This window comes from Thalassolituus pacificus, from assembly GCF_025318105.1.
GTDB classification, from domain to species: Bacteria; Pseudomonadota; Gammaproteobacteria; order Pseudomonadales; family Oceanobacteraceae; genus Venatoribacter; species Venatoribacter pacificus.
Map to the genome: position 1 here is coordinate 129,419 of NZ_JAOANI010000015.1, position 20,662 is coordinate 150,080.

Sequence of the window (20,662 nt, forward strand, 5' to 3'; positions counted from 1 at the left end):
CGCACCTTAACAGCCACTGATAAGACAATTAATAAGTCTGACAAGAACAACCTGATCCATCAGCCGGGACAATGGTGCAAGCCCCGGCCTGCGGGCAATCGGGGCCATCAACAGGATTGATGCAAATGCGCAACAGACTGTTAACCCGTGCGGTTACGCCCTTCAGCAGCCCGGCCGTCACTCCTGCCAATCCTGAAACAGCCGGTAAAAGTGGCACATTTCGCCTTCTGCTTTTCCTGCAAACCTCATACACTGAACGCAAACCACCGAGCTGCCCCGCCTACGTTACGGGTCTGTACAGACCAGCAATAGGGTGAGTCAGCCGTGGCCGCCACGCTCTGTAACCACACAGCGTCCGGCCACCAGGGTCCGCAAAGAAATGCCCGGGCCTCCCACACTTGGAAAGGTGAACAATGACACCGCAACAACCGCTGATTCCCCTGCGGCCTGTTGCCGACATTCCGCCAGCCCCGGCGTCTGCCAGCGGCATTGTGCCGCAATCATCAGACACCACGCTGCAGGATACCCATGGCCGGCGCTTCAGCTATCTGCGTCTGTCGGTAACCGATGTCTGCAACTTCCGCTGCAATTACTGCCTGCCCGATGGCTACCAGTGCAGTGACACGCCCGAACCGCTCAGCCTGGATGAAATTGCCACGCTGGCGCAAACCTTTGCCGCCCTTGGTACACGTAAAATCCGCATTACCGGCGGCGAACCCAGCCTGCGCAAAGATCTGCCGGAAATTATCCGCATCCTGAAAAACACTGCGGGAATCGAACAGGCTGCCCTCACCACCAATGGCTATCGTTTAAGTAAACAGATTGATGATTGGGTAGCCGCCGGACTCGACCAGCTGAATGTCAGTATCGACAGCCTCGACCCGCAGCAATTTCAGGCCATTACCGGCCACGACAAGCTGCAGGAAATTCTCAGCGGTATTGAACGTGCACGTGAGCTTGGCTTAACCCGCATCAAAGTGAATGCGGTACTGCTGAAAACCTTTAATGAAAGCGGCCTTAGCCAGTTTTTAAACTGGTTAAAAACCACGCCCGTTACCCTGCGCTTTATCGAACTGATGCAAACCGGCGACAACGCCGAATTTTTTGCCGCTCAACATGTGCGTGGCGAAGATATTAAGCAGCAGTTATTGCAGGATGGCTGGCAGCCAAAATTACGCGGCAGCCACGACGGGCCGGCACAGGAATTTTATCACCCGGATTTCAGCGGACAGATAGGTCTGATCATGCCTTACAGTCAGGATTTCTGTAAAAGCTGCAATCGTCTGCGTATTTCTGCCCAGGGCAAATTACACCTGTGTTTATTCGGTGAAGAAGGCCATGAATTACGGCCACTGCTGCATTATGCCAGTGCTGACATACAGCAGCATATCCGCACCCTGCTCGGCCAGAAAAAAGAAAGTCATTATCTGCAGGCCGGACGCACCGGCGCGATATCTCACTTTGCGATGATCGGCGGCTGAATGAGCACGCCACAACTTGCTGCCGTATTACTGGCCGGTGGTTCGTCACAGCGTATGGGACAGGATAAAGCCCTGCTGCCGGTGAATGGTTTTCGTCATCTGGGCGAGCGTAACTGGCAACAGTTAATTGAACTTAATCCAGCTGCGCTCTGGCTCAGCCGCCAGACGCACCAGGCAGAACTGGGTTTATCGGCACCTGATGGGTGTCACTATAAAATACTGACTGATGATATATCTGATGCGGGTCCGCTGGCCGGTATTCAGGCCGCAGTTAAAGCAGCACTGAACGATCAGATTGACGAATTAATATTGCTGCCGGTCGATATGCCGCATATCCGCAGTCAGGATTTACAGCAACTGATCAGCAGCGGACGTGCGGCCAATAAAGCCGCCTGCTATCAGCAGGATTCTTTACCGATCTGCCTGCCACTTTATTTACCAGTCAGTCAGGAACTGCTGCACTGGCTGAACGAACAACTGCAGAATCCGGCGGCACGGCGTTCCGTCGGTTCGTTAATTCATACCTTTGACAACGTGCAGCTGCCCTCTCCCGGCAATCATGCACTGACCAATACCAACACACCGGACGAATGGGCTGAACACTGAGGAAATCATTATGGCCAAAACCTTTACCGAAGATTTTATTCCGCTGAATATCGCCGTATTAACCGTGTCCGATTCACGCACCGAAGACACCGACACCTCCGGCCAGTTGCTGGTCGAAAAACTGACCGATGCCGGGCATTTTTTAAGCGATAAAAAAATCGTGGTAGATAACGTCTATAAAATCCGTGCCGCCGTATCCCAGTGGATTGCCGACGATAAAACCCAGGCGGTGCTGATTACCGGCGGTACCGGTTTTACCCGCTGCGACTCCACCCCCGAAGCGGTAACGCCATTGCTGGATAAAACCGTGGATGGTTTTGGTGAACTGTTCCGCCAGATTTCCTACAACCAGATCGGCACCTCCACCATTCAGAGCCGTGCCATTGCCGGGCTGGCCAACCAGACCATCGTATTCTGCATGCCCGGTTCCACCAACGCCTGCCGTACCGCCTGGAACGATATTATTCAGACCCAGCTCGACAGCCGTCACCGCCCGTGTAACTTTGTGCCGCAGTTAAAAAATACCGAAAACTGCGGCAGCCGCGGTTAAAGCACATAAATACCGCCAATATTGTGAGTGACTATTTAAGAATGAAAGCTTATGAGTGAATTTTCCCATATTAACCAGCGCGGCGAAGCCAGCATGGTGGATGTCAGCAATAAAGCCGCCACGGTGCGTGAAGCACGGGCCGAAGGTTACGTGCGCATGAGCGCCGACACCTTGCAGAAAATTCTTGCCGGCGAACATCATAAAGGCGATGTGTTTTCCGTCGCGCGCATTGCCGGCATCCAGGCGGCCAAACAGACCAGCCAGCTGATTCCGCTCTGCCATCCGCTGATGCTGAGTAAAGTGGCCGTCGATTTTGAAGCACAACCCGAGCACAACCGGGTGCGTATCACCAGTCTGGCCAAACTCACCGGCCAGACCGGCGTGGAAATGGAAGCACTTACCGCCGTATCTGTCGCCGCGCTCACCCTGTTTGATATGTGCAAAGCCGTTGATCCGGCCATGGTACTCGAAGGCATTCGTGTGCTGGAAAAACAGGGCGGAAAAACCGGTCACTGGCAGGCCGACAGCACAGGATAAAATCTGTTTATGAATATTCTTTTTTTTGCTGCCCTGCGCGAACAGCTTGGCTGCGCCCAATGTGATATCGCCCTGCCGTTACCGGCCAGCCTGGCAACCGTGCGTGCAGCATTAATACAGCATTTTCCGAAGCAGGCAGACTTGTTCGTACAAGGCCGCGCACTGGCTGCCATTAATCAAACCTTAATCAACGATGAAAACACCGTGATTAACAGCGGTGATGAAGTGGCATTTTTCCCGCCGGTGACCGGAGGCTGACGATGAGTGCAGAAAACGCCAGCAACAGCCAACACTATATTGCGGTGCAACAGGCGGATTTCGACGTTGCCCACGAATACGCCGAGCTGCGCAAAGATAACCGCAGTGACGGTGCCGTGGTGTTCTTTACCGGACTGGTACGTGAAATGAATCAGGGCTCGCAAGTGAGTGGCCTGACGCTGGAGCACTATCCGGGCATGACCGAAAAAGCGCTGCAGCAGATCGTCGCAGATGCCTGTAGCCGCTGGCCAGTTAACCGCGTGCGCCTGATACACCGCGTTGGCACCCTGGCGATTTCCGATCAGATTGTGTTTGTTGGCGTCAGCAGCTCACACCGTGAAGCCGCCTTCGATGCCTGCTATTACATAATGGATTACCTGAAAAACCGTGCGCCCTTCTGGAAAAAAGAAGTCACCAGCGATGGTGAGCGCTGGGTAGAAGCGCTGGATAAAGACAAACAGGCGCTGGATAAGTGGAAATAAATTCAATTACTACACAGCGATGACATTCCCGCATTAAAGTGCTGCGTTTTTCTCTGTGAAGGTTGCGGCCTGCCGGACCATGGCCAGATCCTCTGCCACTTCCATTGCAATTTCTGCACGCTTTAATGCCAATTGCCCATGATACCGTGCAGCATCCCGCATATCGGCATTACCAATTGATGCCAGGCTATTCAACGCCTTTTGCAAACGTACCGCGACCTCAACCATCCCCGCACCATCACGGGCAATTGCGGTAAATGCATCATCAAACATATCGCGCACAGAAATTTCATGCACTTCCACCCGGTCATATTTGGCGGCGGGTTCGTCGCGCTCCGCAGCAGGCTCACTCCATAAAGCAAACAACTGCAGCAGCGTACCTATAATATCAATCGCTGTGCCTGGGTCATTGATTGCCGGAGATAATGCACGACCGGCGATTTCCGACAGTACCACCAATCCAAACCGTGGGTCGTCGGCAAAAAGACGATCAGATCCGATTTTAAATGAATCAGGCAGATGCTTGCAGTCAATCCCGCTTTCTTCGCCATCATCCGCATGGATATAAGCCAGAGGCCGGCCAGGAGCGACAAACGTGCCCGGTAATGCAGCAACCACTACGTGAACACCGGCTTTTTCTGCCCACGTCTGCAGCACAGCAATATCAATGTATTGCACATAACCCACAACAGCAGCAAACACCGCGTGCCCGCCTTCGCGCGTCTGTACCGGCACACTGCGCAATGTTGGATCATTATGTCGCCGTTTCAGAGCAGCACTGGCGGCTTTTTCAACTTTATCAATGGTCGACCCTACGCGTCCCAGACGGGCAATACTGTCAACCCAGCGCACAAACGTAATAATCACAATACCGAATACAATGGCGGACAGAATAAACAGAATAAATAGACCCGCAGCCTGGAAATAGTTATTTTTAACTTCCGTCAGCGATACAATACTGAAAATAAACGCACCAACAAACGTCGACAGAGCATTTTGCGAAACATCATCGGCAACAACCAAACCAAAAGAGCGTGGTGTTGCCGTACTGCTCGCCGAGGCGTAAGCCGCAACTATCGAGCCAACCGAAAAGGTGGCGATTACCAACATGCTGGTTGCCATTATCGATAGCAAGGTTTCGATCGATTCCGGCGCGATACTGGGCGCAAACTGCGATAAACCTGTGTCATCTGCAAGCTTAGCAATAAAGGCCGCACCAATGGACAACAAACAGATGGCTAATGGTCGGGCCCAAAGGTGTTCACGTAAGCGGCTGAAAATAAAACGAATCCGGTCCAGTGAAATAACAGATTTCAGAGTCGCTCCTGCATACCGGATTGCATCGCATAAAATGCTATACGACAATCACCGGTAATATTTTTAAGACAGTAATCCCTGACCATTAAAAAGATCATTTTTACCGTAAGTCTTTGCTCGTTCTTTTAAGGAGCCTATGAATAACGATATACCCTAACAGGTCATATAACACGATATTAGTCTGACTGCGCACATTAATGTTTCGAGTGCCGCTGAATAATTCTGCATAGCTTCGCGTGATTGCTGCAGAATCTCCTTAACTTTGATGCCAGACTTTAAACCTGAGAACTTCATGCTATTCAATCACTTAAGAGCATGACCGATGGCCCCGTGAGTCTGACTCCGACATTACCGAAGGTTACTGTTTTTAGCATTTCTGCACCCCAGCAAAGAGCATCCTCTGCTATCATTCCCACTTCTGAGAAAGCTATCACTATCATTGAAAAGCGCAGTCAGCACAGTACCATCGTGTTTCTTGTCAGACCGCTGCCACACAGGGAACCCCATGCATCAGTTCGATAAATCCATTCTTATTGCTTTTAATCCACACGACAGTGAGTCGCTTGCTGCTGCGCTGTTGCAGTACCAGCAGCATCTGGAAGATGGCAGTGCCTTCAGGAAGCAGGTTTTTAATATCGAATTTGTTGCTGTTCAGGGCGATAACCAACATCGCCTGCAATTGAGTGATATCAGCGATGAAACACTGCGCACTTATGTCAGAGACGCGCTGAGTCTGACGCCGGATGGTTACAGCGAATCTTCCCATGAGGCAATCGAAGATAATGACCCGGTGTATATCTCCGAACCCATTTTATTTGCGTTAGCGCTACAGTTTCCACAACTGCAAGAACAGGTTATCCATTGTGCCCGCAGTATCGTTGCCTATGCCCGTGACAATAACGATACGGCCGATATGTGGCTTGATGATATGAATGTATTCGGTGCCGAAGCCCTGTATATTCTGGCGCGCAGCGATCTGAATTATTTGCCGTTACTGGCTCAGTTTTTTATCCCTTACTGGGATGATGAACACGCCGGCGAGTACCATAAATTTCTTGCCGATGTTGTACATCGCTATGGCTGGTGCCGCGAGGTTATCAGTGCCTATATCTGGTGTGATAACGACCCGTTCCGTTATCAGATGTTTGGTCACGAGTGGGGTAACGAAAGCCATTATCAGCCTCTCGGAGAATACCTGCGTGCCAACCCGCAGGAATATCTGTGGTTTAAACAGGCTCTGCAGAACCGTCTGCTCGATACACCGAAAATGATGGAATCGGTCCATCATGATGACGAGGCGCACAACCCGGTACTGGATTTTTATCTGACGCTGTTGCCGATGGATGGTGACCGTTTTGATGATGAAGATTGCGCAGAATTTGCCCAGCAGCATTTTATTCATGCCAGCCTTGAAGACGAAGCACTGGATCTGCAGAACAGAATTCAGGCACAAAGCAGCACGCCGTTATTCTGCTATTCCGCCAGTGATTTGCGCACACGGGAATCCATGGACCGGGAGGATGCCTGGGGTGATGGTCTGCGCAGGGTTAAACCGCTGATCCTCGCTCTGCCTCAGGGCAAAGCACTGTGGCACTACGTTTATGATGGCAGCCAGCAGGATGCCCTGCAGCAATTACCCGTCACTGAACTTGCAACACTGGCCAAAAATGCAGCGCCGGAATTTTACCGTGATTTACAGGATGAGCTGATCTTTGGTGACAGCAACAAAGATATCTGCGATGACCTGCCTTCCGTTCTGTACAGCGTACGCCGCGAATTACAAAGCGATGATGAAGACGCCGAAGACTTTGCCGATGTATTAGCCTCCGACAGTGAAGAGCAGCGCGCTCAGCAATACCTGCGCCTGCTGGATATTTTTTACCGGGTATTGGAGCAGAATGAATTTCCCGATGGCATGCGCGAACGTCTGGTCGACGACGATGAACTGTTAACCACCGCCGAATATTTCCGCCGTTTCAGCCGCATTCCGGCCGAAGATCAGGAAAAAGCGCTGCAACAGAAAGTGCTGCACAGCCTGCTGGACGAATTCTGCGATATGGATGAGCGCCTGGTTAAAGCGCTGCTGCAGCGGGCGCAACAGCTTATCAGCTCAGAGCGTACTCTGGCCAACCCTGCCCATTGGGCAGACGAAGCAGCACAAAGCGATCTCGAGATCGGCCACTTTGCTCTGATGGCATTTATTCTGCACAACGACTGGCAGCAGAATTTTTCCGATGAGCAGACTCCGGTTCTGGCTGAATACCTGCAGCAGGACAATGTATGGTTAAAAGCGGCAAACCTGTCATTAGAACGCTTTTATATTGAGGGCGGTCATTACTGCCCGGAAGGCCGTGGTATGAGTGCGGAACAGGTACAGCTTTTCCGCGATTATTTCTGCGCACAGCAACCGGTATTAAATCAGCAACAGATGATCGACCTGATCAACCGCTATGCCCAGCGTGACGATTGTACCCGCCGCAGCTCATTGTCGTTTAATCAGTTCAGCGAACTCCAGAATGGTTATTACTTTCTCAACGACCACGACGATGATTACCAGCGCATACTGTTAATCTGCTTCTGGCTACAGTGTCTGCCTCTGCCCTGCAGCGTACCAGCCAAGCGCATCTGGAAACTGATGATCGCACTGGCCCCTGTACGGGTCACCCGGCTGGTGATGCAGGCATTTTCTGATGACAGCTACGATGTGGAATTTGAAGATGTACTGCAGGAAATCAATCATTACGAAGCACTGGAAAAAGCCGGAATTAATCAGGGGTATTTAATGGCCTTCCAGCTCAGCCAGTGCCAGCCGTCTTACCACACCGAAAAATACGTTAGCTGGCTTGTTCAGTATGCCGCCATTGATGATACCGACACCTCAATGTTCGGCAGTCGCAGCCGTAAGCTGGCGCAGGAGCTGCAACACGGACTGCGTTATATCAACGAGGCCGATAAAATTCAGTTTTATCGGCTGCTGGAACTGCGCCATCCGCGCTTCAGTTACAGCAATAATGACGAGCTGCAACACGACTTCCGCTACACACTGAAGCGTAACCTGTGCCTGTGCCTGAGCCTGAAGCACTGGCACAGCATTCTGGCCAGCGAGAGAGGCGTAAGCCAGCTTAATTGCGACAGCAAAGTGCTGAGCAAAAAACCACTGCGTATTACGGCTGACTACCACACACGGGAAGATTTTGTTCCCGGTGATATGACCTGGCTCGGCGTGTGGCTGGTTGAAGATATCGGCGACTGCTACGAAATATTCGCCGGCCCTGAACTGCAGCAGGCAGAACTGCACCAGTGCCGCGGTGATGTACTGCTGTTTAAAGGAGGCATTGACCGCTCGCAGGTTATGGCCCGCGCAAACGAATTACTCGACAGCGAAGCCTGCCTGCAACAGCTTTATCAGCAGATTCTGAATTATCTCGACGGCAATGCCGCTTATGAACAAACCGCCACTCTGGCAGAACATTATCTGCTGGGTGAAGGTCTGGAACTTGAGGCCCCGGAATACACCATGACCGGGGTCGACAGCTTTATCTGGATGCTGGATGAAGCACAACGCGACCGTCTGGCACGGCTGTTTTTTAATAACAATTACCGTGGCTTTAAACTGGTTCGTGACACTATTGTTCAGGGGTATCTGAGCGATCAGGTTAAACAGGGAAAAATAACCTTCAGCGACATGCTGGAGGCCGATGAAGACGACTATGAAGAACAGGCTGCAGCCTTTTTATTGCTGTGGTTACTGCGTCTGGATATCCGCCCTGAACATATCCTGCTGTACTGCGTTAAAAACCAGCAGTTCGAAGCCTGCCAGCATTATGTACTGGCGCTGGCCAATGACGGCCTGCTGAAGTCCTGTGCCGCCTTCCTGCATACCGAGAACCGTGCCACTCTGGTAGAAATGCTCGCAGAGCAGAATAATGGCCGTTCTTTCCTCAGTATTTTCGCCAAAGATAAAGCGCGGAAAATACGCGATATTGTTGCGCGTTTTATTAGCTGAGCTATTAATAATGAACCATTAAGACAGAACCATGAAGGCTGTGTCATGTACCCGCTCGGGCATGACACAGCAACTTTTCATACAAGGGCGTTTTACCAAAAATCGTTATGCAGTTCTGCGCCTTCGTCTTCCATCACCGGGCCGATCACTTCAACTTTGCGCTGGCCGGATTCAAACACCACCCGGCAAGGTAAATCCAGGGTCGGGTTTTCCGGATGGTTACCGGTAATCTGTTTCAGCCTTTGCTCACTCAGACTGTACACCACCCGCCCAAGGCCTGCCCAGTAAGCGGCTCCGGCACACATCGCGCAGGGTTCAGCCGACACATACATGGTGCATTTGGCGAGAAAGTCCGGGCGATATTCCTGGCTGGCACGGGTCATTAATACCCGCTCGGCATGGCCGGTCATATCCAGTTTTGGCAAATAGCCATTCACCTGCTCCAGCAGAATGTTGCCTTTATCGTCGACCAGCAGCGCGGCAAAGGGGTGAATCCCCTGTTCGCGCGCCTGCGCCGCCAGCTCAAAGCTGCGGCGCATAAATGCCTGATCCTGTTCATTCAGTTGCATAACGTGGTTTACCTTATTCACTTTCGTTTCTTTCAGCGTTTATTCTTCGGAATGCTCCACGGATACAGCCACTGCTGCGCCCACTGCACACTCTTGAATAACACCAGGCTCACTACCGCGAGGAAAATTAATCCGGCAAACGCCTGCGGAATTTTAAAGAACGACGTCGAAAACTGAATAAAGTAACCAAGGCCTTTTTCTGCAGCGACAAACTCAGCCACCACAGCACCGATAATGGCCAGCGTAATGGATACTTTCAGGCCGCTGAAAATATGCGGAATGGCATACGGAATACGGATCTGCCAGGTTTCACGGTAACGGGGGGCACGTAACGATTTGCTCAGTTCAATCAGTTCTTCCGGTGTTTCCAGCATGCCGGTTGCGGTGGAAACCACCAGTGGGAAGAAGGTGATCAGACAGGTAATTAATACCCGCGACATATCACCGGTACCCATCAGTACAATAATCAGTGGTGCGACCGCGACCACCGGCGTGGACTGAATGACGACCAAAGCCGGGTAAATGGTGCGCGATAAAACCTCAGAACGAACCATGGCAATGGCTAATGGAATGCTGATGCAGATCGACAGGGCAAAGCCCATTAATGCAACCCGCAGCGTTGCCCACAAGTGCTCCAGCCAGCGGCTGAATTCGACATCAAAAAAGGCATTCACAATCGATACCGGTGACGGCAGGATATACACCGGCACTTTGCCAAAGCGGCAGATCAACTCCCACATCACCACAAAGACAATAAAGAATAATGCCGAGGCATAATTCAGCAGCCACTGGCGAATCGCCAGAGTGGCTGTATCAGAAAGCGCTGTTTTATTAGGCATGGACTTCTGGCTCATAAATATGTTTCCTGATGCGTGCCGTCAGTTCAGCAAAACGTGGGCTGTTAATGGTGGCTGAACTGCGAGGCCGCGGAATATCAATCTCAATTAAATCCAGTACCGTGCCAGGCCGCTGACTCATCACCAGCACACGGTCGGCCAGTAATACGGCTTCTGAAATCGAGTGGGTAATAAAGAGCACGGTTTTAGGATGCCCGGTCCAGATATCCAGCAGATCAAAACCAATCTGTTCACGGGTCATGGCATCGAGTGCAGAAAATGGTTCGTCCATTAATAAAATATCCGGGTTTAATAACAGCGCACGGACAATACCAACACGCTGCTGCATACCGCCGGATAATTCATCCGGCATTCGTGCCGAGAACTGCGCCAGCCCGGCCATTGCCAGTAACTCTTCGGCACGAACTTTATCGGCGGCAGTCACTAATCCGTATTTATGTTTCAGCGGAAATAACACGTTGTCGCGCACGGTCAGCCACGGCAACAACGTGGGTTTTTGAAAAACAATACCGACATCATCGCGCGGCTCGGTGACCTGACGATCAAACACACTCACTTTGCCTGCGCTCGGAATCAGCAGACCGGCAACCATACGCAGCAGAGTCGATTTACCACAGCCTGATGGCCCCACCACCGCCACGAATTCGTGGCGGTGAATTTCCAGGTCAATCTGCTGTACGGCCATGTTGCCGGCGGCAGGGTCATAACAATGGCCAACCTGCTCCATGCGCACAAAGGCACGTTCAGACGCTTTGGTCATATCACTTTTGCTCCGGCATAAAATCACGGTTAACAGCGACTTCCGGGTTCATAGCATCGGCCGCGAGATCGTTGGCCTGCGATACCCATTTCCAGGTTAATGCCATACGCTCTGGCGTTAAGGCACCAAAGCCGTCGTGACTGGTCACGTCGTTATACACCAGGCCGTTAATGCTGCGGATTTGTGCAGCCGCAATCGCAGCGTCCACTTCCGGCACCATGGCGTGAATATCGGCACCGGCTTTATCCGGGTTGGCGTAGGTAAACTGCACCGCTTTGGCGAAGGCTTTAACAAAACGCTTGGCAACGTCCGGACGTTCGCTGAGGAATTTATCGGCGGCCAGTAACGATGAGCTGTATAAATCCAGACCACCGTCTGTCCATGGAATGACACGCAGGGTTTTTCCGGCTTCTGCTGCTTGTTTTTCGTATAACGCCACGTTGGTTACCCAGGCGATAATGCCTTCGATATTGCCAGTCATCAGCATCGGGCTTAACGCACCCGGATCCGATTTCACCAGCGTCACACTGTCAGCGGCCATGCCATTTTCTTTTAATACCAGCGGTAAAAATGCATTGGAGGAGGTAAAGGGTGAGGTTGCGATTTTTTTACCAGCAACATCTTTAAGGCTTTTAATCGAACTGCCTTCAAGGGTGAAAAAAGCATGGGGAGCCTGAGAAAAGTACGACAGCACGGCGGATACCGGCACGCCATCACGCGCTTTGGCTGCCATTAAGGCACCAATATCGGCAGTACCCACATCCGACTGGCCCGTTGCCATTTTGGTCACGGCATCGGTTGAGCCACGGCCGCTGGCGATTTTTACCTCAAGATCTTCGGCCGCAAAAAAACCCTGCTGAATACCGACATACACCGGGGCTTTATCACCACCGGGCAACCAGTCGAGCTGGAACGTCACTTTATCTGCCGCCAGTGTCATGGCCGAGCAGCCCAGAGCAGCCGCCAGTGCGGTAACCTGCAATAAAGGTTTGGTCAGTTTCTTTAACATGGTCTTCTCCTGATTTTTAAGTCGTTTATCCGGTGCAGAATTTTCTGATCAACCGGACAGGTTTTATTCTCTGTCAGCAATAACCGTACCCGCGTGCGGATTTATTTTTCGTGGCCGCACATCTTGAGCGGAAAAGCGCCCAGCTCCGGGGCAAGGCCGTGCAAAAATGGCTCAAGCGCCTGAATAACGGCATCCGGCATGCTTACTTGTGGTGCATGCCCACTAATAAGTGACTCAATATGGGCACCGGGCACTAATTCCTGCATCGCCCGCTGCAACGGCAACACCACCGAACGATCAAGCGTGGCTTCGATATACAAACGCGGAATCCGTCCGGCGCGCTCCGCACTCCATTCGGCCACCAATGCCCGGCCGCTTTCCGGCTGTGCGCTTAAACGCACGGCAGCCGCCATGGCGCTTTCGTCGTTCATGTCCTGAAAAAAGATTTCGCGCGCAGCAATGGGTGGCACCCGGCTCAGCGTGTGCGCGGTGTTCCACAATAAATAAGGGCCGATACCCGCCACCTGCGGATGCTGGTGCTGCAAACGGCGGATTAATTCGGCAAAGCCCATCCCTGACGGCAGCATCATCCCGGCGATGTACACCAACCCGGCGATACGCTCGGGCATGGCCTCGGCCAATGCAGTGGCAATCACCCCGGCACCGGAGTGGGCAATCACCACCCAGGGAGCAACGTTACTGGTCGCACTACTGGCACGGCCGATCTGCGCCTGCAGATGCTGTAGATACAGATCCAGGTTTACCTGCTCCGGCGGCGTCTGATCCTGGCCGTTACCGGGCAAATCAACCGCACAGGTGGCGTACCCCAGCGCCTGCAGCCGGGGCTGTAATTCATCCCACACCCAGCTACCGGCCCAGGCACCGTGAATCAGCAATACATTCAGAGGTGGCTTCATCAATGCACCTCCGTCGTTGCCTGCCGTCCAGACGGCGGTGACGCAGGCGGCTGTGCCGAATAAGTACGGCGATACATTTCGCGGTAGTGCTGTTCAACGGTGGTGGCGGCATAACGCGGAGTTTCACCGCTGTCACAGCAGCCCGGCAGACACTCCACCCGGTGGTCGGCGTTACCGCTGTAAAAGAAAGGAATGGAATAACGTTCGCGCCCGGAGCGATTAATCACCCGGTGCAGGGTTGAGCGGTACAGGTCGTTGGTCCAGCGCGCGAACATATCGCCAATATTGATGATGTAAGTACCGGCCTGCGGCGCGATATCCAGCCAACATTGATCCGCTTCGCTCCAGACCTGTAAGCCGCCGACGGCATCCTGCAGTAACAGCGTCAGGCCGCCGAAATCGGTGTGCGCGCCAGCGCCGCGCTGATTGGCTGCCGCATCGACCGGCTGCGGCGGATAATGCAGCAGGCGCAGCGTGGTCAGAGGCTCGTGGCAAAAATCATCAAAATGGTTTTCCGGCAGATTTAACGACAGTGCCAGGCCACGCATCAGCAGTTCCGCCAGTTCGGTAATCTGCTGTAAATAGCTTTCCATTAACGGCCGGAATTGCGGCAACTGTGCCGGCCAGACATTCGGGCCATGATTGAATTTTCCGGCCATTACCTGAGGATGATCCGCAGCCAGATCACGCCCCATGTAATAACCCTCTTTCAGATCAGGCAGACTGCCTGGCTGTAATTGCTGATTGCCCAGCGCTTCATAACCACGGTTGGCAGCCGACAGCGATTTATCCAGCAGGCGCTTCTCGGCGTCAGGCAGGGCGAATAAATCGGCGGCCTGAGTAAACAGCTGCTGTTGTAAGTGCTCACTGATGCCATGGTTGCAGATAACAAAAAAACCGTTATCCACGCAGGCGGCCCGAATCTGTTCAGCAACCGCAGCGCGTGCCTGAGGATCGTTACTGCGTAATGGTGCAACGTCGATAAGGGCGAGAGTACCGGCCTGAACCGGACGCGAAGTAAGAACATCCCCGGCATGCTGACGACGGCTGTGCGAATTGGCTGACATACATTCTCCGGATAACCGCCATCAGGGCGGGCTGTGGAAACTGTCGCCAGTATTTGTCAGCCGTGGCGTACACCAAAGAACAGAATTTCGCTCGCCCTGATGCCGTTTTGGCAGCGGTAAGCCTTATAAAATAAGCGTATGGCCGTTACTCTGTGCCTGTTCCTGCTCTTGCTCCTGTTGTTCGCGCCGGGCAATTTCATCCACAAGCATGCGCGCAAAAGCATCCACCGCTACCGGTAATGAACGCTGGCTGCGGGTATACAAACCCAGATCGCTCAGCACCGGTTGGTTATGCACCAGCGGCACATGCACCAACTGTCCGCGACGCAGCTCATCCTCAATACCAATGCGGGTCTGAAAGGCGATGCCAACACCGCGCAACGCCAGTTTTTTTGCCAGCTCTACCGAGCTGGTTTCAACCACTGCCCGTCCCCATTGCGGGCTGTGGTTCATCGCCGGACGCAACAGATGAGCGATGGATAATTCTTCTTTTGCCAGAATCAGCGGGTGCGCAGCACAGGTGGCAAAACTCAGACGCCGGTGCTGCGCCAGCGGATGATCGGGCAACATAATTGCCCCCAGATGAAAGTGACCACGCACTAACTGGTGCAGATCGTTGTCGCGCTGCAGGGCAAACGCCAGCCCGAGATCGGCATTACCGCTGCTGATCTGCGCCGCAATCGCGGTCGAGCCCAGACTGGAAACACCCACGGACACATTGGGATAGAGCGCGCGCATACGCTCAATCACCGCTGGCAGCAGATCGACCGTGACCCCTTCCACCGTGGCGATTTCGACATGACCACTGCGCAATCCCTGTAAGGCATCCAGCTCCGAGCTGACGCGCTCGGTATCCTGCATCACCGCAATCACATGGCGGGTAAACACTTCACCGGCGGGCGTCAGGCGCAGGCCGGAAGGCAGACGCTCAAACAGCGGCGCGCCCAGCTCTTCTTCCAGCTTAAGGATCTGGCGGTTGACCGCCGACGACGCCACATTAAGACTGCGCGCCGCCTCGCGGAATGAACCACAGCGGCGGACTTTATCGAAGTAAGCAATGGCCGGGGCATGGATACGTAACTTACGTGCTTTCATAACACTCTCTGTGAAATAACCTGCAGAGGTGCAGCAAGCGACAGGCCAGCCCGGACAAAGACGACCATTGACCGCTTTGTCGGTGGTTTATTCCACAGACAAAATAAAGGCCCCGGATGAGGCCTTTATGGTTTACACAGCAGCAATGTAACGCATCAGTCCTGCAATCGCAGATTGCGCGTTGCTCCATCCAGATGATCGGCATCGGCTTCGGAGCCGAGTTTAATCATCAGACGCAGGTCGTTAGGTGAGTCGGCGTGAGCAATGGCGTCTTCATAGGTGATTTCGCCCTGTTCATACAACGCATACAACGCCTGGTCGTAGGTTTGCATGCCCAGCTCGTTGGATTTGGCCATCAGTGGTTTCAGCTCATGAACCTCACCTTTACGGATCAGATCCGAAGCCAGCGGTGTATTCATCAGAACTTCCACCACGGCCCGGCGCGAACGGCCGTCCGGCGTGGCAATTAATTGCTGAGCCACAATCGCGCGCAGGTTCAGCGATAAATCCATCCACACCTGGTTGTGACGATCCGGCGGGAAGAAGTGAATCACCCGCTCCAGCGCCTGGTTAGCGTTGTTGGCGTGCAGGGTGGCCAGACACAGGTGACCGGTTTCCGCGAAGGTAATGGCGTGCTGCATGGTTTCGGCAGAACGCACCTCACCAATCATGATCACATCCGGTGCCTGACGCAGACAGTTTTTCAGTGCGGTATCAAAACTCTCGGTATCCAGACCCACTTCACGCTGGGTAATAATGCAGCCATCGTGCTGGTGAATAAATTCGATCGGATCTTCAATACTGAGAATATGGCCCTTACTGTTTTTATTGCGGTGACCAATCATCGAGGCCAGCGAGGTCGATTTACCCGCCCCGGTGGCACCGACAAACAGAATGAGTCCGCGCTTGGCCATGGATAATTCTTTAATCACATCCGGCAGGCCCAGCTGATCAACGCTTGGGATACGTGTTTCAATACGGCGCAGTACCATACCGGAGACGTTGCGCTGGTAAAAAGCACTGGCGCGGAAACGGCCGATACCGCTGGCATTAATGGCGAAGTTGAGTTCTTTTTTCTCCTCAAATTCGTCCTGTTGTTTGCTGTTCATTAACCCCAGCACCACTTCGCGCGTTTGCTCCGCACTGAGTGGATTTTTGGTTAATGGCATAATTTTTCCGTTCACCTTCATGGAAGGCGGAACCCCGGCGGTAATAAACAGATCCGAGGCACCTTTTTCCACCATCAGGCGTAAAAACTTATCCATTGCCATAGTCAGTTACCTCAGAAATTATCCGGAATCTTGGCTTTTTCGCGCGCCACATCCCGGCTGATCAGACCCTTGCTGAGCAAGTTCTGCAGGCACTGATCCATGGTCTGCATACCATAAGCAGAACCGGTCTGAATGGCTGAATACATCTGCGCAATTTTATCTTCACGGATCAGGTTCCGGATGGCAGGCGTACCGACCATAATTTCGTGCGCGGCTACGCGGCCACCGCCGCTTTTCTTCAGCAGCGTCTGAGAGATAACGCCCTGCAACGATTCCGATAGCATGGAACGTACCATCGATTTTTCTTCGGCCGGGAATACGTCAACAATACGGTCAATGGTTTTCGCCGCTGAGCTGGTGTGCAGGGTGCCGAATACAATGTGGCCGGTTTCAGCCGCGGTCAGCGCCAGACGGATGGTTTCCAGGTCACGCAATTCGCCCACCAGAATAACGTCCGGGTCTTCACGCAGGGCCGAACGCAGGGCTTCGTTAAAGCCTAAGGTGTCACGGTGAACTTCCCGTTGGTTAACCAGCGATTTTTTTGATTCGTGTACGAATTCGATCGGGTCTTCCACGGTAAGAATGTGGTCGTATTTGGTTTCGTTAATAAAGTCGACCATTGCCGCCAGCGTGGTCGATTTACCGGAACCGGTCGGGCCGGTAACCAATACAATACCGCGTGGAATTTTGGCCAGATCTTTAAATACCTGCCCCATGCCCAGCTGGTCCATGGTCAGTACTTTTGATGGAATGGTACGGAATACCGCACCGGCACCGCGGTTGTGGTTAAAGGCGTTCACCCGGAAACGCGCCACACCCGGCACCTCAAACGAGAAGTCAGTCTCAAGGAATTCTTCAAAATCCTTACGCTGCTTATCGTTCATGATGTCATACACCAGGCTATGAACTTCTTTATGCCCCAGTGCTGGCAGGTTGATACGGCGCACATCACCATCAACCCGGATCATGGGCGGCAAACCTGCCGATAAATGCAGATCCGACGCGCCTTGTTTGGCACTGAAGGCAAGCAGTTCAGTAATATCCATAGCCACTCCTCGTTATTTTTAACTGGCTGGCCCGGCGAAGGGTGCGCCAGCCGACAAGCTTCTATATTATCAGGATTCACCAACCCGGAATGGGTTGCAGGTCAAAAAGATAAACCAAGCCCCTGAAATGTCTACTCTTGAACTGAATTACCAGCATGTACTGCAACGTTTGCAGCAAGCCTGTACACAAAGCAACCGCTCCAGCCAGAGTGTACGCCTGCTTGCGGTCAGTAAGACCAAGCCCGCGACCATGGTCGAAGCCGTCTATGCACTCGGCCAGCGCAGCTTTGGTGAAAATTATCTGCAGGATGGCATGGATAAAATCACCGCCCTGACCCATCTGCACGATATCGAATGGCATTTTATCGGCCCACTGCAGTCGAACAAAACACGCCCCGTGGCCGAACACTTCCAGTGGGTAGAGACCGTTGACCGTGAGAAAATTGCCCGTCGCCTGAGCGAGCAGCGTCCAGCAGACATGAAGGCACTGAACGTGCTGGTGCAGGTGAACATTTCTGCCGAAGAGCAAAAAGCCGGGGTGCTGCCCGATGAGGCGCGCGCGCTCTGCCAGCTGATCAGCGAGCTGCCCAATCTGTGCCTGCGTGGCCTGATGTGCATTCCGGAAGCAACCGGCGACGAACAACGCCTGAGCACACAGCTGCAGGCCATGCAGGCACTGTATCAGCAACTGGCGGCGGAATTTCCGGCAATGGATACGCTCTCAATGGGTATGTCCGGCGATATGGAGCTGGCCATCGCCTGTGGCAGTACCGAGATCCGTATCGGCACCGATATTTTTGGTGCCCGCGACTATCCAGCCAACAATCCACCCAACAACTGATACCGCAATGCCGCAACAGACGGCAAACTGCTCATAATCGACCAGAATTAATGCAGCTCCTGCTCATACCGGGCGCTGCGACTTTATACAAAAGAAGGAACCAGCATGACTCAAATCGCATTTATCGGTGGCGGTAACATGGCCTCCAGCATTATTGGCGGCCTGATCAAACAGGGCGAAACCAAGGCCAGCCTGATTCATGTTTCCGACCCCGGCGCCGAACAACGCAGCAAGCTGGAAAAAGAATTCGGTGTAACCACCCACGCCGATAACCTTGATGCCATCGCCAAAGCCGATGTCGTCATCATGGCGGTCAAACCACAGATGATGAAAGAGGTTCTCGAACCCCTGCAGGCCACCCTGAGCAAGCGTCAGCCACTGCTGATTTCCATTGCCGCCGGTATCAATATGGACAGCCTGGCACGCTGGAGCAGCTGCCGCGCCATCGTACGCTGCATGCCCAACACGCCGTCTCTGCTGGGACTGGGCGCAACCGGCCTGCTCGGCAGCAAAGACGTCAGCCTCGACCAGCGCAACCAGGCAGATTCCCTGCTGCGCGCCGTTGGCCTGACCGTGTGGGTAAAAACCGAAGCCGAAATCGATGCCGTAACCGCTGTTTCCGGCAGTGGCCCGGCGTATTATTTCCTGCTGATGGAAGCCATGATCGAAGCCGGTAAAAAGCTTGGTCTGAGCGAACAGACGGCAACCAAACTGACCCTGCAAACCGCACTGGGCGCGGGTCAGATGGCAATGCAATCCGATGTTGGCCCGGCTGAACTGCGCCGCCGCGTGACCTCTCCGGGTGGCACCACCGAGCGCGCTATTGCCACTTTTGAAGCCGCCCATATGCGCGATATTGTCGATGCTGCCTTAAAAGCCGCCAGCGACCGTGCCGCCGAGCTGAGTGAACAGCTGGGTAAAGCCTGAATAGCCGTACCGGGTTGTGCTGAGGTTTCCTGACAAATAAGACCATTGTCAGGACTGGAAAAGGCGCTGAGGCGCCTATATGTTAAAGGCTGACGGCCATAAGCGGCCGCCAGCCATTAAATATTCACGGAGTTACCATGTCACCGTTCTCTCAGGTCGGACTGTTACTGATCAATACCATCGGCAGCATGGCGCTGTTTATTATTATTCTGCGCTTTCTGCTGCAGCTGGTGCGCGCCGATTTTTACAACCCGATTTCGCAGTTTCTGGTCAAAGCCACCAATCCGGTATTAATTCCGTTACGCCGTATTATTCCGGGCTTTGGCGGACTGGACGTTGCATCACTGGTACTCGCCTATGTTGTTCAGGCGCTGTTGTTTGCCGCTATCTTTATGTTTGCCGGATATGGCCTGCCCTGGGCCAACATTCTCCTGTGGGCACCGGTCGGACTGTTTGCGCTGCTGCTGAATATCTACTTCTGGGGTCTGGTAATTACCGTGATTGCCTCCTGGATTGCGCCAGGCTCTTACAATCCGGCACTGATTCTTATTAACCAGATTCTCGAACCTGTCGTACGCCCTATCCGCAAAATGATGCCGGATATGGGTGGCCTCGACCTGTCGCCGATTCTGGTTTTTCTGGCAATTAAAATTGTCGAAATAATGCTGCTTGGCCCGCTGGTGCAGATGCTGCAGATTCCGCGCGGACTGATCATCGGCCTGTGAGCACACCCGAACACTCTGCCGCACATTACCAATGGACAGACGGGGATTTACTCCTCGTCTGCCACCTGCAGCCCAAAGCGTCTAAAAGCGAATTCTCTGGCATACACGGTGATGCCCTGAAAGTCCGTATTCAGGCGCCACCGGTTGAAGGTAAAGCCAACAGCGAACTGGTTAAATTTCTCGCCAAACAGTTTGGCGTGAGCAAAAGTGCTGTCAGCATTATCAGTGGCGAGCTGAATCGCCATAAACGCGTGCGCATCACACAACCGCAAAGGCTGCCGGCAGAAGCCCTGATCACACAGTCTTAATCCCGCACCCTTCTTCTCCCGCCCCTTATTCCA

Annotated in this window: 21 protein-coding genes and 1 riboswitch; of the genes, 11 read left to right on the forward strand and 10 right to left on the reverse strand. The window is 53.2% G+C overall.

The window, feature by feature from the left end; all coding sequences use genetic code 11:
- Positions 1-252 precede the first annotated feature (252 nt).
- A riboswitch (molybdenum cofactor riboswitch) is annotated at positions 253-425 on the forward strand.
- The 6 genes from moaA (at position 414) to moaE (ending at position 3,914) form a co-directional block, all read left to right on the forward strand.
- Positions 414-1,481: a GTP 3',8-cyclase MoaA gene (gene moaA, locus NYR02_RS07750; RefSeq protein WP_260975803.1), complete on the forward strand. Its 1,068-nt coding sequence runs from the start codon at positions 414-416 to the stop codon at positions 1,479-1,481. Its footprint overlaps the riboswitch before it by 12 nt.
- A complete protein-coding gene (gene mobA / locus NYR02_RS07755; RefSeq protein ID WP_260975804.1) occupies positions 1,482-2,087 on the forward strand; it encodes a molybdenum cofactor guanylyltransferase in 606 nt (201 codons plus the stop codon).
- 10 nt (positions 2,088-2,097) lie between these two features.
- Positions 2,098-2,637, forward strand: coding sequence for a molybdenum cofactor biosynthesis protein B (gene moaB / locus NYR02_RS07760; protein ID WP_260975805.1), 540 nt, complete (start codon positions 2,098-2,100; stop codon positions 2,635-2,637).
- Positions 2,638-2,688: 51 nt separating this feature from the next.
- The gene (gene moaC, locus NYR02_RS07765; protein ID WP_145467893.1) at positions 2,689-3,174 is read left to right on the forward strand and encodes a cyclic pyranopterin monophosphate synthase MoaC; all 486 of its coding nucleotides are present in this window, start codon (positions 2,689-2,691) and stop codon (positions 3,172-3,174) included.
- Between the two features lie 9 nt (positions 3,175-3,183).
- Positions 3,184-3,432 (forward strand): MoaD/ThiS family protein, encoded by a 249-nt coding sequence (locus tag NYR02_RS07770; protein WP_260975806.1) that lies wholly within the window; start codon positions 3,184-3,186, stop codon positions 3,430-3,432.
- A gap of 2 nt (positions 3,433-3,434) precedes the next feature.
- Entirely contained in the window at positions 3,435-3,914 is a 480-nt protein-coding gene (gene moaE / locus NYR02_RS07775; RefSeq protein ID WP_260975807.1) for a molybdopterin synthase catalytic subunit MoaE, read from the forward strand.
- A 33-nt stretch (positions 3,915-3,947) separates the two neighbouring features.
- Here moaE and NYR02_RS07780 read toward each other — a convergent pair whose 3' ends face one another.
- Complete coding sequence (locus NYR02_RS07780) at positions 3,948-5,267, reverse strand: DUF2254 domain-containing protein (RefSeq protein ID WP_338055943.1); 1,320 nt, start codon at positions 5,265-5,267, stop codon at positions 3,948-3,950.
- A gap of 469 nt (positions 5,268-5,736) precedes the next feature.
- On the opposite strand from NYR02_RS07780, the gene NYR02_RS07785 reads away from it, so the two are divergent.
- A complete protein-coding gene (locus NYR02_RS07785) occupies positions 5,737-9,237 on the forward strand; it encodes a hypothetical protein (RefSeq protein ID WP_260975808.1) in 3,501 nt (1,166 codons plus the stop codon).
- Between the two features lie 92 nt (positions 9,238-9,329).
- Here the strand turns inward: NYR02_RS07785 and NYR02_RS07790 are convergent, their stop codons facing one another.
- From NYR02_RS07790 to NYR02_RS07830, 9 genes are all read right to left on the reverse strand, one after another.
- A complete protein-coding gene (locus NYR02_RS07790; protein ID WP_260975809.1) occupies positions 9,330-9,827 on the reverse strand; it encodes a nucleoside deaminase in 498 nt (165 codons plus the stop codon).
- A gap of 11 nt (positions 9,828-9,838) precedes the next feature.
- Positions 9,839-10,660: an ABC transporter permease gene (locus NYR02_RS07795; RefSeq protein WP_260975810.1), complete on the reverse strand. Its 822-nt coding sequence runs from the start codon at positions 10,658-10,660 to the stop codon at positions 9,839-9,841.
- The gene (locus tag NYR02_RS07800) at positions 10,638-11,423 is read right to left on the reverse strand and encodes an ABC transporter ATP-binding protein (protein ID WP_260975811.1); all 786 of its coding nucleotides are present in this window, start codon (positions 11,421-11,423) and stop codon (positions 10,638-10,640) included. Before NYR02_RS07800 ends, NYR02_RS07795 begins: the two co-directional genes overlap by 23 nt.
- A 1-nt stretch (position 11,424) precedes the next feature.
- On the reverse strand, positions 11,425-12,432 hold the full coding sequence (locus NYR02_RS07805) for an ABC transporter substrate-binding protein (protein WP_260975812.1): 1,008 nt from the start codon (positions 12,430-12,432) through the stop codon (positions 11,425-11,427).
- A gap of 101 nt (positions 12,433-12,533) precedes the next feature.
- Positions 12,534-13,349, reverse strand: coding sequence for an alpha/beta fold hydrolase (locus tag NYR02_RS07810; protein WP_260975813.1), 816 nt, complete (start codon positions 13,347-13,349; stop codon positions 12,534-12,536).
- Positions 13,349-14,416, reverse strand: coding sequence for an isopenicillin N synthase family dioxygenase (locus tag NYR02_RS07815; RefSeq protein WP_260975814.1), 1,068 nt, complete (start codon positions 14,414-14,416; stop codon positions 13,349-13,351). The genes NYR02_RS07810 and NYR02_RS07815 overlap by 1 nt, the downstream gene beginning before the upstream one ends.
- Before the next feature lie 123 nt (positions 14,417-14,539).
- Positions 14,540-15,511 (reverse strand): LysR family transcriptional regulator, encoded by a 972-nt coding sequence (locus NYR02_RS07820; RefSeq protein WP_260975815.1) that lies wholly within the window; start codon positions 15,509-15,511, stop codon positions 14,540-14,542.
- Between the two features lie 155 nt (positions 15,512-15,666).
- A complete protein-coding gene (locus NYR02_RS07825; RefSeq protein ID WP_260975816.1) occupies positions 15,667-16,782 on the reverse strand; it encodes a PilT/PilU family type 4a pilus ATPase in 1,116 nt (371 codons plus the stop codon).
- A gap of 11 nt (positions 16,783-16,793) precedes the next feature.
- The gene (locus tag NYR02_RS07830; protein ID WP_260975817.1) at positions 16,794-17,828 is read right to left on the reverse strand and encodes a type IV pilus twitching motility protein PilT; all 1,035 of its coding nucleotides are present in this window, start codon (positions 17,826-17,828) and stop codon (positions 16,794-16,796) included.
- Between the two features lie 127 nt (positions 17,829-17,955).
- On the opposite strand from NYR02_RS07830, the gene NYR02_RS07835 reads away from it, so the two are divergent.
- From NYR02_RS07835 to NYR02_RS07850, 4 genes are all read left to right on the forward strand, one after another.
- Entirely contained in the window at positions 17,956-18,669 is a 714-nt protein-coding gene (locus tag NYR02_RS07835; protein WP_260975818.1) for a YggS family pyridoxal phosphate-dependent enzyme, read from the forward strand.
- 105 nt (positions 18,670-18,774) lie between these two features.
- The gene (gene proC, locus NYR02_RS07840; RefSeq protein WP_225691085.1) at positions 18,775-19,596 is read left to right on the forward strand and encodes a pyrroline-5-carboxylate reductase; all 822 of its coding nucleotides are present in this window, start codon (positions 18,775-18,777) and stop codon (positions 19,594-19,596) included.
- A gap of 137 nt (positions 19,597-19,733) precedes the next feature.
- Positions 19,734-20,321, forward strand: a complete 588-nt coding sequence (locus NYR02_RS07845) for a YggT family protein (RefSeq protein WP_145467864.1) — start codon at positions 19,734-19,736, stop codon at positions 20,319-20,321.
- Positions 20,318-20,629: a DUF167 family protein gene (locus NYR02_RS07850; RefSeq protein WP_225691086.1), complete on the forward strand. Its 312-nt coding sequence runs from the start codon at positions 20,318-20,320 to the stop codon at positions 20,627-20,629. Before NYR02_RS07845 ends, NYR02_RS07850 begins: the two co-directional genes overlap by 4 nt.
- Positions 20,630-20,662: the final 33 nt, after the last annotated feature.